Genomic DNA, 12,580 nt, shown 5'->3' on the forward strand with positions numbered 1-12,580 from the left:
CCGGGGGTCAGGAGGCGAACAGAGTCTTGACGACTTCGTGGATGGTCGTGACGTCGTCTTCGACGAGCTGCATCGCCTCGCGGAGCATGGTGCGCATGCCCTGGGCGACCGCCAGACGACGGAGTTCTTCGGTGGTGGCCCAGCCGACGATGAGACGGCGGAGTTCCGGCGTGATCTTCAGCAGCTCGTAGACACCGATCCGGCCGTGGTAGCCGGTGTTCGAGCAGTAGCTGCAGCCGCGCCCGCGGAAGAAGTGCACCTTGTCGGAGCCACCGCTGTGCTGGCGGAACACGGCGATCTCGTCGGCGGTGGGCTCGTACTCTTCCTTGCAGTTGTCGCAGATCCGGCGCACGAGGCGCTGCGAGACCACGGCGACGACCGCAGAGGCGACGAGGAAGGCCTCGATGCCCATGTCGAGCAGGCGGTGGACCGCCGCGACGCTGTCGTTGCCGTGCAGCGACGAGAGCACGAAGTGACCGGTGAGCGCCGACTGCACGGCGATGCGGGCGGTGTCGGCGTCGCGGACCTCACCGACGAGGATGACGTCGGGGTCCTGGCGCAGCAGCGCCTTGAGGCCGGTGGCGAACGTGAGGCCGGCCCGCTCGTTGGTGCCGACCTGGTTGATGCCGGGGAACACGTACTCGACGGGGTCCTCGATGGTGGTGACGTTCTTGCCGCCCGAGTTGATCTCGAGCAGCGTCGCGTACAGCGTCGTGGTCTTGCCGGCGCCGGTGGGGCCGGCGCAGATCACCATGCCGTACGGGGCGTGGACGATCTTGGAGTAGGTGTTGTACGTCTCGCGCGGCATGCCGAGCTCGTTGAGGCCGACCATCGACTTGCTCTTGTCGAGCAGACGCATGACGACCTTCTCGCCGAACACCGTGGCCACGGACGACACACGGACGTCGAGGGGTCGACTGTCGACCGTGGTCGAGAACTGGCCGTCCTGGGGGGCGCGCTTCTCGACGATGTTCATCGACGACATGATCTTCAGCCGGCTGACGAGCGGGTTGTGCGCCGTGAGGGGGAGGCGCACCACCTCGACGAGCTGACCGTCGATGCGGTACCGAACGCGGACGTCCTTGTCGAGCGGCTCGATGTGGATGTCGGACGCGCGATCTCGCAGGGCCTGACCGACGATCCGCGACACGAGCTGCACGACAGGGGCCTGGTCGTCGAGGCTGACCTCGTTGATGGCCTCCTCGGCGGCCTGTTGCGCCGCATCGGTTTCCTCGAACGCAGCGACCAACCGGCCAATGTCGGCGTCGGAGCGCCAGATCTGCTCCATGTAGGAGGTGATGGTCTTCGGGTCGGTGGCGACCCAGTCGAACTTCTTGCCGGCGGCGGACTCGGCCGCATCGCGCTTGGTCGTCGAGCAGTCGGCCGACCAGACGGTGACCTTGCCGCCGGACTCGGCGACCGGGATGAAGAAGAACTTGCGGGCGACCTTCTCCTCGACGTGCTCGCCGAGCTCGAGGTCGACCTCGGCCGAGGTCGGGTCGGCGACCGGGAGCCCACATGCCTTGCTGAGGGCCTGGGCGTACTCGGCGCGCCCGACGCCGTACTTCGTGAGCAGCATCTGGCCGAACGGCCACAGCTCCCCGTTGGCCTCACCGAGCGCCTCGGCCAGCCGCTCGCCCTCGAGGTGGCCGGCCTCGACGAGGGCCTGACCCAGCGCGACGCACTCCTCGACGCTCTCGCCGGGGCGTTCTTCGACAGCAACTGCGCCGCCACCCTCGTCGGGCGTCTTCTTGTCGTCTTTGCCTTTGCGCAACGCCATGGTGTGGACCCCGTTAGCTTCCTTCCGCTGCTTCGCTGATCGCGGCAACGCCGGAGATGTCATCGGCACCTTCGTCCGCGTTCTTCAATTGTTCGTCATCACCGGCGGACGCGCCGTCGCCGGTGCCGGTGCCGGCGTCGTCCTTCAGGACGAACTTGGTGGGGTCGATCTCGAGCAGCGCCCGCTCGATCTCCTCCATGCGATCGAGCTGCACGGCGGTGGAGACGTCGAGCGTGACGTCGCTCATGTTGGTCTCGACCTCGGTCAGGCGGACGGCGAGGCCGTCGGTCTTCTCGTTGACGCCCTTCTCGAGGCGCTCCATCTCGATCCGGACGAGCATCGCCTCACCGGCCGCGCTCGACATCTTCTCCTTGAGCTCGTCGATCGCCTCGGCGTCGATGCCCTGGGCCGCTTCCTCGGCAGCCTCGATCCGGCGGTCGGTCTCGACGAAGCGGTCGTCGATCGCGGCGATGCGGTCGTTGACCACGCCGAGGGCCTCGTCGAGGCCCGAGCTGACGCGGCTGACGTGGACGTCGATCTCGGCGATCTTCTGGCCGTTGTCCTCTTGCATGCGGCTCTCGGTCGCGAGCAGCCGGTTGTTGAACCGGTCCTCGGCGTCGTTCATCTTCTGGGTGACCGACTGACCGACCTCGTTCTGGAACCGCCGGACGGTCGAGTCGTTCTCCTCGACCAGCTTCTTGAGCGCATCGACCTGCGACCCGATGTCGGTCTGCAGTGCCTCGCCCAGTTCGTCTTGGCGCTGCTCCATGCGCTGGGACACGTCGTTGAAGTAGGTGACCATGCGGGCCGCCTGCTCGTCGAACTTGCGGAGGTTGGTGTCGAGGCCGTCGACCCGGCGGTTCATGGCCTCCTGGTCGTCGCGCACCTGGGCCAGCATCGGCCGGGCCGCTTCGTTGACGAGCCCTTCGAGGCCGCTCGTGACGTCGTCGAGACGACGGGTCTGCCGGGCCTCGGCGTCGTCGAGACGCTGCTCGAGGGCCTTGCGGACGGTGTCGGCGTGGCCCTCGGAGCGGTTCTGGACCTGCTCGAGGGCCTGGACGACTGCGGCGAGCTGCTGGTTGAACTCGGCCCGGATCTCGGCGCGATCGCGACGGCCCTCCTCACGGAGCCGGTCGACCTCCGCGACGACGGCGGACGCGTGGCGCTCGAGCTCGGCCTGCACTGCGGCAACCAAGCTCTTGCGAAACTCGTCGATCTCCGTACTCATACGCTCACGATCCTCCCGCTGGACCGCCACGGGGCACGTGGCGGCGAACCCCTTCGGGTCACGGATCACGTATCGGCAACAGCTCCGGGAAGCTTGAGGAACCGCAGACGAACGCGCGCGCCCGACTGCGACCCCGCCCGTGGTCACGCAACCATGCTCCCACTCTTGTTCAGGTGAATGTTCGCATTTTCTCAAGATACTCGACGCGCGCCCCGATACAGGTTCGTAGCGCTCGAACGGCCCGGGAAGTCACACCGATGTCATTTCGCCAGGTCACGAGCAGACGAGCACAGTCGGAGGAAACGCAAGAATGCGACGCCTATCACTCTCAACGAAGCTGTTCGCAGCCGCGCTGCCACTCGTGGTCGCCGTGGGTGCGATGCTCGCGCTGACGGTGCGGAGCGACCTGCAGACCGTCGAACAGGCCGAGTCCAACGCGCAGCTGGGGAGCCTGTGGGATCCACTGATCACCGCGCTGACCGCCGTCGAGGCCGAGGCCGCAGAGTCGACGGGCGAGACGCCGGTCGACGACGTCAACGGTGGTCGCCGGGCGACGGACCAGGCGATCAACGACCTGCGCGACGCCGTCGAGGGCCTCAGCGCCTTCCAGGCGGCCTCCGAGCACATCACGACCAGCCGCTCGTCGCTGTCGGCGGCCCGCCGGTCGCTCGACATGGCGTCGATCGCACCCGAGATGCAGTCCGAGGTCGATCCCGTCCTCGCCTATGACGCTGCTGTTCGCGAGCTCGTCTCGGTCGGGCAGCTGCTGCCGTCCGAGGCCGGCGACCGCGAGCTCGGCCGCGAGCTGCTCGCCGTCGTCAAGCTCGCCGAGGCCAAGCTCGCCGCGAACGGCATCATCGCCGGTGCCAGCCAGTGGCCGAACGACACCAACGACCGCTCGCCGCTCGTGCAGGCCCGGAACGGGTTCACCGAGTTCGACGCCGTGCTCGGCGAGTTCGAGGCCGTCGCCCCCGAGGAGTGGGCGAGCCAGTACCGCCAGAGCGGCTACGGCGCCGCGATCGGCGGCTACCGCACCCAGCTCGACAACGTCGTGCGCGCCGCCGCCCAGGGCGAGATCCAGTCGTTCGACACCGGCGGCTTCAGCCAGGTGGTCGCACAGGGCGTCGAGTTCCAGAGCATCATCAGCCAGTCGATCGTCGAGCGCGCCGAGGCCGAGGTGGCCAGCACCCGCCAGGCTGCGCTGGTCCGGACCGCGATCATCCTCGGCGCCGTCCTGCTCGCCGGGCTCGTGGCCTGGATGATCACCCGTTCGATCACCCGCCGGATCAAGGCGGTGTCGGCGGGCGCCAAGCAGGTCGCCACCGAGCAGCTGCCGGCGCTCGTGGGCGCCATGCGCGATCCTCGGGGCAAGGCCTCGCTGCCCCCGATCGACCCCGTCAACGCCAAGGGCAGCGACGAGCTCGCCGAGCTCGCGCACTCGTTCAACTCGATGCAGGGCACGCTCGTCGACGTCGCCCACGAGCAGGTCGAGGTGCTGCGGCGCGGCGTGTCCGACATCTTCGTCACGATGGCCCGCCGCAACCGGTCGCTGATCGACCGGCAGCTCGCGATGCTCGACGAGTTCGAGGCCGAGGTCGACGATCCGGACGTGCTCGCGAACTACTACCAGCTCGACCACATGGCGACCCGCATGCGTCGCAACAGCGAGTCGCTGCTCGTGCTCGCCAACGCCGAGCCGAAGCGCCGCCGGGTCAAGGCGACCGAGATCGACGACGTCGTCCGCGCCGCCATCGGCGAGGTCGAGGACTACCGCCGCATCGACATCGAGGCGCTCGAGAGCCTGCAAGTGCGCGGCAACGTCGTCGCCGACGTCTCGCACCTCCTCGCCGAGCTGCTCGACAACGCCACCTCGTTCAGCCCGCCCGACAGCGCCGTGCGCGTCGGCGGCCGCCGTGCGGACGACTCGTACATGCTGCGCATCGTCGACAACGGCGTCGGCATCGGCCCCGAGCGGATGGCCGAGCTCAACGAGCTGCTGCGCGATCCCCCGATCGTCGGGCTCTCCGTCGAGGCGACGCTCGGCATGTCGGTCGTGTCGCTGCTCGCCCACAAGCACGGGATCGCGGTCACGCTCTCGACCGGCAACCCGGGCCTGACCGTCGACGTCGTGCTCCCCTCGGCGCTGTTCGGCCCGATCGACGTGCCGCTCGACGCACCGGCCACCGCCGCAGCCGCTGTGCCGACGCCGGCTCCGGCCGCCGCCGAGCAGCCGGTCGTGCCGCCCGATGCCGCCGAGGCACCCACGGTGGCCGAACCATCGCTGGCCGAGCCGGCGCCGGCGCCTGCCGCCGAGCAGCCGTTGGCCGAGCCCACACTGGCCGCCGAGCCGGCGGACGATTGGGCGAGCCTCTCGCTCGAGGCGTCGCTGCTCGAGCCGCCCGTCGCCGACGCGGCGGCGACCGAAGCGACCCCGTCGATCGACGACGAGACCATCGAGCTCGACGTCCGCGAGGTGGCCGCCGAGCCCGCAGTGACCGAGGCGGCTGCTGCCGAGCCGTCGCAGGCGGTCGCAGATGACGATGCCCCGCTCGACGAGGCACGGCCCGCGGTCCCCGCGGCCGACGACTGGTCGGCGCTGGCGCTCGACGTCTCGCTCACCGAGAGCACCGTCGACACCCCCGACACCTACGACACGTTCGAGACGTTCGAGACGTTCGAGACGACCGAGACGACCGAGACGACCGAGGCCACGGAGACCACGGAGGCCACGGAGACCACAGAGGCGCCAGTCGCTGGGCCCGACGCCGGCGAGGAGACGTTCACGCCGGCGCTCGGTGCCGCCCTCGGACTGCCCGACCTGCCGCCGCCGGACGAGGCTCCGGCCGCCCGCCCTGCCGGCGAGTTCGACATCCCGCCGGCACCGCCGATCTCGGTCGACGGCCTGGCGATGCGACCGGTGACGCCCGACACGGCTCGCCCCGCACCCGACATCGAACCCCCTGCACCGGCTCCGTCGGGGCTGCCCACCCGCAACCCGGGCACGGGCCCGACGGGTCCCGATCGACTCGCCGATCCGGCACCGTCGGGTTCTCCCGTCACCGCCGGCGAACCCAGCGCCCTGCAGGCGGCGCTGTCGGCCTTCGACTCGGCCCGCAACGCCGGGGCGCTCGCTCCGCCCTCGTTCGACTCGGACTCGTCCGGGCTCTCGTCGAGCCTCGACCTGCCGACCCGGACCCGCGTCGGTGATCCGGTCGCTCCCATCGAGGAGCCGGCTTCGACATCACGGTCCGAGCTCGACCCCGAAGCTCTCAGAGAGCGCCTCCGGGCGTTCCAGAGCGAGTTCAAGACCGGTGCCACAGACGCCGACAAGTACGACAACCACACGGATCTCGGAGGGGATCGTCGATGAACGCAGCAGACAACCTCAACTGGCTCGTAGCCCGCTTCGTCCAACAGGTCGCAGCCGTCCGTCAGGCGGTCGTCGTGTCGTCCGACGGGTTGCCGCTGGCGGTCTCCGACGGTGTCGACCGCGAAGCCGCCGAGCGTCTCGCTGCGGTCGCCTCCGGCATGATCGGCCTCGCGTACGGATCGGCCGGCCGCTTCGGCGCCGGCGCCGTCTCGAACGTGATCGTCGAGATGGAGAACGGTTGGATGTTCGTCACCGGCATCCGCGACGGCTCGCTGATGTGCGTCGTCACCTCCAAGAACGCCGACATCGGCACCATCGGCTACGAGATCGCCGTGTTCGCCGACCGCGCTGGTGAGGTCCTGACCCCCGAAGTCCGCGAAGAGCTCAAGTCGCTCATGATGTCGAGGGCGTGATCGTGATGGGAGACATCGACGTGGGGGTCGATGAGTTCGACGCCGACGCCGACGATGAGACCGGCCGGTTGATCCGGCCCTACGCCATCACCGGCGGCCGCACGGGCGGCGAGATCGACATCAGCCTGGAGGCACAGATCCAGGCCAGCACTCGAGCCTCGCAGCATCTCGGCGCATACCGCTGGGAGGCTGCCAAGCTGGTCGAGCTCGTCCAGGCGCCGATGGCGCTGATCGAGATCGCCGCACGGCTCGAGATCCCGATCGGCGTCGCCAGGGTGCTCGTCGCCGATCTCGTCGGCGACGGTGCCGTCGTGCTCCACACGCCCCAGACAACTCAGAACTACTCCAGCCTCTTGGAAAGGGTGCTCGACGGTGTCCGCAACCTCTGATCCCACGATGCCCGCGCAGAACGGGAAGATCCCCGTCAAGATCGTCGTCGCCGGCGGTTTCGGCGTCGGCAAGTCGACCTTCGTGAACACGGTCTCGGAGATCGAGCCGCTCCGTTCCGAAGCGACGATGACCACCGCCTCCGCACAAGTCGACGACCTGTCGCAGATCGGCGCCAAGCAGACCACCACGGTCGCGATGGACTTCGGCCGCGTCTCGTTGACGCCGGAGATCGTGCTGTACCTGTTCGGCACCCCGGGGCAGGAGCGGTTCCACTTCATGTGGAACGAGCTGGCCCGCGGCGCGATCGGCGCGGTGATCCTCGCCGACACCAGGCGCCTCGGCGACTGCTTCGCAGCCATCGACTACTTCGAGTCGCGCCAGATGCCGTTCATCGTCGCCGTCAACCCGTTCGACGGTCATCGCACCCACAGCCTCGAAGCGATCCGCGACGCGGTCCAGATCGACCAGGGGATCCCGATGCTGTTCTGCGACGCCCGCGATCGCGCCGACGTCAAGAACGGCCTCATCGCCCTGGTCGAGCTCGCGCTCCGCCGCGAGCGAGCCAAGGCGGCCGTCTAGATCGGGCTGCGCCGACCGGCGAAGCCGGCTCGGCTGCGCCTGACCGAGCTCGCCGCCGCCGCTGCGCTTCGGCGCTCGCCCACCTCCGCCGCGCGACGGGGTCGACCGGCGCGGGGCACATCCCCGCGACGCGCTCGACACGCCGGCTCGGCTGCGCCTCACCGAGCTCGCCGCCGCCACCGCGCTTCAACACCGCGAGCCCTTCGGGCTCGGCCCACCCCGCCATGCGACGCGGTCGGCCGGAGCGAGGTGCATCTCGCAACGCGCTCGACACGCCGGCTCGGCTGCGCCTGACCGAGCCCGCCGCCGCCGCTGCGCTTCGACACTGCGAGCCCTTCGGCTCGGCCCACCCCCACGGGGCGACGCGGTCGGCGGTCATGTGACCCGGCTCCGGTGACGACCGCCCGGAGTGCAGCGCCATGGCAGCGATCGCGCCGACAGATGTCCTGATGACTGCCACGAAGTCGACGGACTCGGCGCAGCCCGGTCGTCGCGCTTCAGCCGACGGCGACCTCGGCGGTGCGGTCGGCCAGGGCGGGGACACCGAGCCGCTGGCAGGTCTCGGCGAAGTCGGGGGTCGGACCTGTCCACTTCCAGTCGTCGACCTCGCCGACCGGCGCATCGCGGTCGACCGTGGCGATGATGCGGAACAGGAGCGCCAGCTCCATGTTGTCCTGCAGCGTCTTGGAGAGCTTCGCCGCGCCGCGAAGCCCCTCGACGTCCCACAGGCTGGCTTCGGGCGGGATCGCCTCGAGGTGTCCGTAGCGGGCCAGCACGAGCGACGTCGACTTCGCGCCCCATCCCGGCAGGCCCGGGAAACCGTCGGCCGTGTCGCCGACGAGGCCGAGGTAGTCGGGGATCGACGCCGGGCCGACGCCGAACTTCTCGCGCACGGCGTCCTCGTCGATGACCTCGCGCTTGCGGCGGTCGTACTGCACGACTCGCCGACCCTGGACGCACTGGCCGAGATCCTTGTCGGGCGTCACGATCAGCACCTGCTCGACGCGCTCGTCGGCGGCGGCGACCCGCGCCGCGGCGCCGAGCGCGTCGTCGGCTTCCCACTCGACCATCGGCCAGGTCGTGACGCCCATGGCGATCAGCGCCTCCTCCATCACGGGGATCTGCTCGAGCAGCTCGGGCAGCATGCCCTCGCTGGTCTTGTAGCCATCCCACAGGTCGTTGCGGAACGACTCGATCACGTGGTCGCTGGCGACGCCGACGTGGGTGGCGCCGTCCTCGAAGAGCTGCAGCGTCGAGGTCAGGACGCCGATCGTGGCGTCGTACGGCCCTGGGTCGCGGCCACTCTCGCTGCGCCGGTTGGCGCTGCCGAAGTGCTGCCGGAACAGCTCGTAGGTGCCGTCGACGAGGTGGACCTTCACGCCGCCGAACCGTACCCGATGCTCCGTTGCCGGGGATCGGAGGTGATGTCCGTACGCGACGAGGCTCCTGGCGAGTGAGGCGGTGGCCAGGCGATCTGCGGCACACGGACGATGCCGATGAAGGCTGCTCCATTCCTGGCCTGACCTGGTTCACGGGCGCCCGTTGCACAGGACCCGACCACCACCTCACCCGCCGGGAGCCCGACGAGTGGGGTCCAGGATACCCCTCGGATAGCCTGGCCGGAACACCAGGAGGGGTGCGAGAGCGGCCGAATCGGCACGCTTGGAAAGCGTGTGAAGGGCAACCTTCCGTGGGTTCGAATCCCACTCCCTCCGCTCCGGCCTCGGGGCTGCGCCCCGCTCGCTCCGCTCGCACGCATCACCGCCCGGCTCGCCGGCGTTCGCTCGGTCGGGGCGGACGTCCGTCCGAAGCCACCGAGTTCGAGAGCGCCGGCAAGGCTTCCGCTCCGAGTTCAGGCCGAGCGTGGTCCGCGTCGTGCGATCGCGCGTACGTCGGGGTGACCGGAGAGCGCCGTCTGCCACGATCGTCCGCCGTCGGTGCTGACGACGACGTCACCCGACGGCAGCGCGATCGCCGCGACGTCGTCGTCGGCGACGAGGCGGCCGCGGTCGATCGAGCCGTCGAGGTCCGGCAGGGCGGAGAGCCGCGTGAGCGTGTCGCCGTCGAGTCGGTACACCGCGCCGTCACGCCCGAACGGACCGGATGACACGCTGACCAGGGCTCCGCCGTCCACGGCAGCGACGGCTCGGGCGTACGTGGCGTGCAGCCCGTCGGTGAAGTGGGTCCACGATGCGCCCCGATCGGTGCTGCGGGCGAGACCGCGTGCGCCGGTCGCGGCCCAGAGGACTCCATGGTCGTCGATCGCGACGTCGTGGACGTCGACGAGCAGGTCGATCGTCGGCGCCCAGGTCCCGAGGTCGGCGGATCGGAGGATCCCGCCGACATGAACGTTGACGAAGCACTCCGAGCCGTCCGAGGCGATCGAGTACACGTCAGCCGGACCGCCCCACGGGGTGTGCCAGTCCTCGTGCGTCGGCGCACGATCGAAGGCGTCGATGCGATGCGGATGACCGTCCGGGGTCACGCGCCACAGTCGTGCGTTCGCGCCGCCGACCAGGATGTCGTCGCCGTGCCAGGCCAGCACACGGAGTGGCCCGTCGCCGATCGAGGCGACGTGGGTCCAGTCGCCGTCGCCGGCGCTCAGGTGGATGGCGGCACCGTCGACCAGGGCGGCGATCCGGCCGCTCTCGGGGTGGACCGCGAGATCGGTGATGTCGTGGTGGGCGAGTTCGATCTGCCCGTCGGCGACGACGAGCCCGTCGGGCGTCGCGAGGACGAGTCGTCGGGCAGCCTCGCTGATGGCGAGATCATCGCTGCCGGGCAAGGTGTGGTGGGGGGAGGCCATACGGTCGACGGTACGACTTCAACCTCGGTTGAAGTCAAGCGCCGTCGGTGGCGCTCAACGATCGCCGGGTCGTTCGGACCGGCGACCATTCCGTCAGCGAAGTGCATCGGCGAACTGGTCGCGGTGATCCGTCCACCAGCGGCGCCGACGGTCGTACTTCTCGATGCCACCGGTCTGCGCCAGCGTCGCCTCGTCGTGATCACGTCGGGCGGCGAGCTCGATGCGGTCGATGGCATCCTCCATCGCTGTGAGCAGCCCGTCTCGTCCCTCCCGATCCAAGCCGTAGGCGTCGGCGATCAGCCGCAGCCGTTCCGGCCGGTCGGCGGGCCGCCAGCCCATCCGAGCCCGGTCGACGTCGTCCTCGATCGGCACACACACCCGTGCGAATTGAGCGAGGTCGTAGACCGGACGACCAGGGGCGGCGAACTCGAAGTCGAGCAGGGCGACGGCGACGCCGTCTCGGAAGACGACGTTCGAGAGCTCGACGTCGTTGTGGCACACCACGGTCCCACCCGCCGGGTCGGCCAACCGGTCGCTCCACGCGAGGCTCGACGGGTCGAAGCCGCGGGCCGCGTCGTGGAACGCGCGCAGGAGCATGGCGATCGACGCGAGGGCAGCGTCCGACTGGCTCCAGTCCGGATAGGGCACCACCGGCACCTCGCCGTCGATGAACTCCAGGCGTTCGCGCCCGTCGGGGTCGCGGCCGAACGGACGCGGAGCACCCTCGAATCCGGCCTCTCGCAGCGTTCGCAACAAGGCGTGGATCGAATCGGAGTGTGAACTCGACGGGCGGAGGACGTGCGGGCCGAGACGAACGACCCGGCCGGCGTTCGTGATGCCGCCACCGAGTTGCTGCTGTTCCACCGGGCCATCCTGCCAGGCGATCGGCAGCTCGGTTCCTCCGGCTACCCCACCGCGAGCCTGCAAGACTTGCCGGCATGCAGTCGGAGCTCGAGGAGGCCATGGAGCTGGCGCTCGACGAAGCTCGGGCGGCGGTCGGCCACGGCGACGTCCCCGTCGGCGCGGTGGTGCTGCGCGAGGGCCGGGTGATCGCCTCCCGGCACAACGAGCGCGAGCTCACCGGCGATCCGACCGCACACGCCGAGATCTTGGCGCTGCGCGACGCAGCGGCCGAGGTCGGCCACTGGCGGCTGGACGACTGCACCATGGTCGTCACCCTCGAGCCGTGTCCGATGTGTGCCGGCGCGATGGTGAACGGCCGCCTCGGCCGGCTCGTCTTCGGCGCCACCGACCCGAAGGCGGGCGCCGCGGGGTCGTGCTTCGACCTCGTCGACAGTCCACTGCTCAACCACCGCGTCCAGACGGCGGGCGGGGTACTCGCCGGTGACTGTGGTGCGCTGCTCGTCGAGTTCTTCGCCGCACGCCGGCGCTGAACACGAGCCGCCGTCAGCGGCGGCGCAGGCTGCCGATCAGGCGGCGCAGGGCCGACGTCCGCTCGGGCTCGTCGCCCTGCTCGTCGCTCGCCGGCTCGGGCTCGTCGGCGGGCAGGATCGGGGTGGCGCTCGGCGGCACCTCGTCGAACACCGACGAGCCGCCCTGGGTCCACACGCTGTGCTCGCTACGAGCAGCAACACGCGCCGGCAGGACCAGGTCGCCGTCGGGCGACGTCGCCGACCAGGGATCGGTCGGTGACTCCGGCTCGGCATCTTCGACCGCCGGCGACTCCGACTCGGGCGGGGTGTCGTCGGCCAGGCGCCGGCGCGGCGCCAGCGTTCCGGTCTCGATCGAGGCGACTGCACGGCGAACCGCGAGCACGACGTCGTCGTCCTCGTCGCCCGCCTCGGGGCCGCCCACCGTGAGCGCATCGAGGTCGATGCTCGGTCCGGCGATCGGTGTCGCCGGCTCGGGCTCGGCGGGCACGGCGGTCTCGGTGCCGATGCGGGCCGTCAGCCCGGGCCGGTCGAGATCGGGATGGTCCGGCACGGCCGACTCGACGGCTCCGAACTGCTCGTCGACCTCACCGGTCGGCCAGATCACCTCGAACCGGTCGGCG

At 70.2% G+C, this 12,580-nt stretch carries 10 protein-coding genes, 1 tRNA gene, 1 other RNA gene and 1 pseudogene; 6 read left to right on the forward strand and 7 right to left on the reverse strand.

What is annotated here, in order from left to right:
- Positions 1-7 precede the first annotated feature (7 nt).
- Complete coding sequence (locus QNJ12_RS07610; RefSeq protein ID WP_300621096.1) at positions 8-1,780, reverse strand: GspE/PulE family protein; 1,773 nt, start codon at positions 1,778-1,780, stop codon at positions 8-10.
- A 13-nt stretch (positions 1,781-1,793) separates the two neighbouring features.
- Positions 1,794-3,008, reverse strand: coding sequence for a hypothetical protein (locus QNJ12_RS07615; RefSeq protein ID WP_300621099.1), 1,215 nt, complete (start codon positions 3,006-3,008; stop codon positions 1,794-1,796).
- 310 nt (positions 3,009-3,318) lie between these two features.
- Between QNJ12_RS07615 and QNJ12_RS07620 the strand changes: the two genes are divergently transcribed.
- From QNJ12_RS07620 to QNJ12_RS07635, 4 genes are read left to right on the forward strand one after another with little or no spacing between them, the layout of a single operon-like run.
- Positions 3,319-6,378 carry an ATP-binding protein gene (locus QNJ12_RS07620; RefSeq protein WP_300621101.1) on the forward strand — a complete coding sequence of 1,020 codons (3,060 nt, stop codon included), beginning with the start codon at positions 3,319-3,321 and terminating at the stop codon, positions 6,376-6,378.
- Positions 6,375-6,791 carry a roadblock/LC7 domain-containing protein gene (locus QNJ12_RS07625; RefSeq protein WP_300621103.1) on the forward strand — a complete coding sequence of 139 codons (417 nt, stop codon included), beginning with the start codon at positions 6,375-6,377 and terminating at the stop codon, positions 6,789-6,791. Before QNJ12_RS07620 ends, QNJ12_RS07625 begins: the two co-directional genes overlap by 4 nt.
- Positions 6,792-6,796: 5 nt before the next feature.
- On the forward strand, positions 6,797-7,180 hold the full coding sequence (locus QNJ12_RS07630) for a DUF742 domain-containing protein (RefSeq protein WP_300621123.1): 384 nt from the start codon (positions 6,797-6,799) through the stop codon (positions 7,178-7,180).
- A 7-nt stretch (positions 7,181-7,187) separates the two neighbouring features.
- Positions 7,188-7,760: an ATP/GTP-binding protein gene (locus QNJ12_RS07635; protein ID WP_367281764.1), complete on the forward strand. Its 573-nt coding sequence runs from the start codon at positions 7,188-7,190 to the stop codon at positions 7,758-7,760.
- A 497-nt stretch (positions 7,761-8,257) separates the two neighbouring features.
- On the opposite strand, the gene QNJ12_RS07640 is transcribed toward QNJ12_RS07635, so the two are convergent.
- On the reverse strand, positions 8,258-9,139 hold the full coding sequence (locus QNJ12_RS07640) for a 5'-3' exonuclease H3TH domain-containing protein (protein ID WP_300621108.1): 882 nt from the start codon (positions 9,137-9,139) through the stop codon (positions 8,258-8,260).
- 81 nt (positions 9,140-9,220) lie between these two features.
- An RNA gene (ffs, locus tag QNJ12_RS07645) (signal recognition particle sRNA small type) lies at positions 9,221-9,319 on the reverse strand.
- Positions 9,320-9,390: 71 nt separating this feature from the next.
- On the opposite strand from ffs, the gene QNJ12_RS07650 reads away from it, so the two are divergent.
- Positions 9,391-9,475: transfer RNA gene (locus QNJ12_RS07650), tRNA-Ser, on the forward strand.
- Between the two features lie 137 nt (positions 9,476-9,612).
- On the opposite strand, the gene QNJ12_RS07655 is transcribed toward QNJ12_RS07650, so the two are convergent.
- Both QNJ12_RS07655 and QNJ12_RS07660 read right to left on the reverse strand, forming a co-directional pair.
- Positions 9,613-10,566, reverse strand: a complete 954-nt coding sequence (locus QNJ12_RS07655; RefSeq protein ID WP_300621112.1) for a hypothetical protein — start codon at positions 10,564-10,566, stop codon at positions 9,613-9,615.
- A 93-nt stretch (positions 10,567-10,659) separates the two neighbouring features.
- Positions 10,660-11,430 (reverse strand): phosphotransferase, encoded by a 771-nt coding sequence (locus tag QNJ12_RS07660; protein ID WP_300621115.1) that lies wholly within the window; start codon positions 11,428-11,430, stop codon positions 10,660-10,662.
- Between the two features lie 74 nt (positions 11,431-11,504).
- Between QNJ12_RS07660 and tadA the strand changes: the two genes are divergently transcribed.
- On the forward strand, positions 11,505-11,960 hold the full coding sequence (tadA, locus tag QNJ12_RS07665; protein ID WP_300621118.1) for a tRNA adenosine(34) deaminase TadA: 456 nt from the start codon (positions 11,505-11,507) through the stop codon (positions 11,958-11,960).
- 13 nt (positions 11,961-11,973) lie between these two features.
- Here tadA and QNJ12_RS07670 read toward each other — a convergent pair.
- Positions 11,974-12,580 (reverse strand): annotated as a pseudogene (locus tag QNJ12_RS07670) (hypothetical protein); the annotation flags it as partial.

Source organism: Ilumatobacter sp. (genome assembly GCF_030065885.1).
Taxonomy (GTDB): Bacteria; Actinomycetota; Acidimicrobiia; order Acidimicrobiales; family Ilumatobacteraceae; genus Ilumatobacter.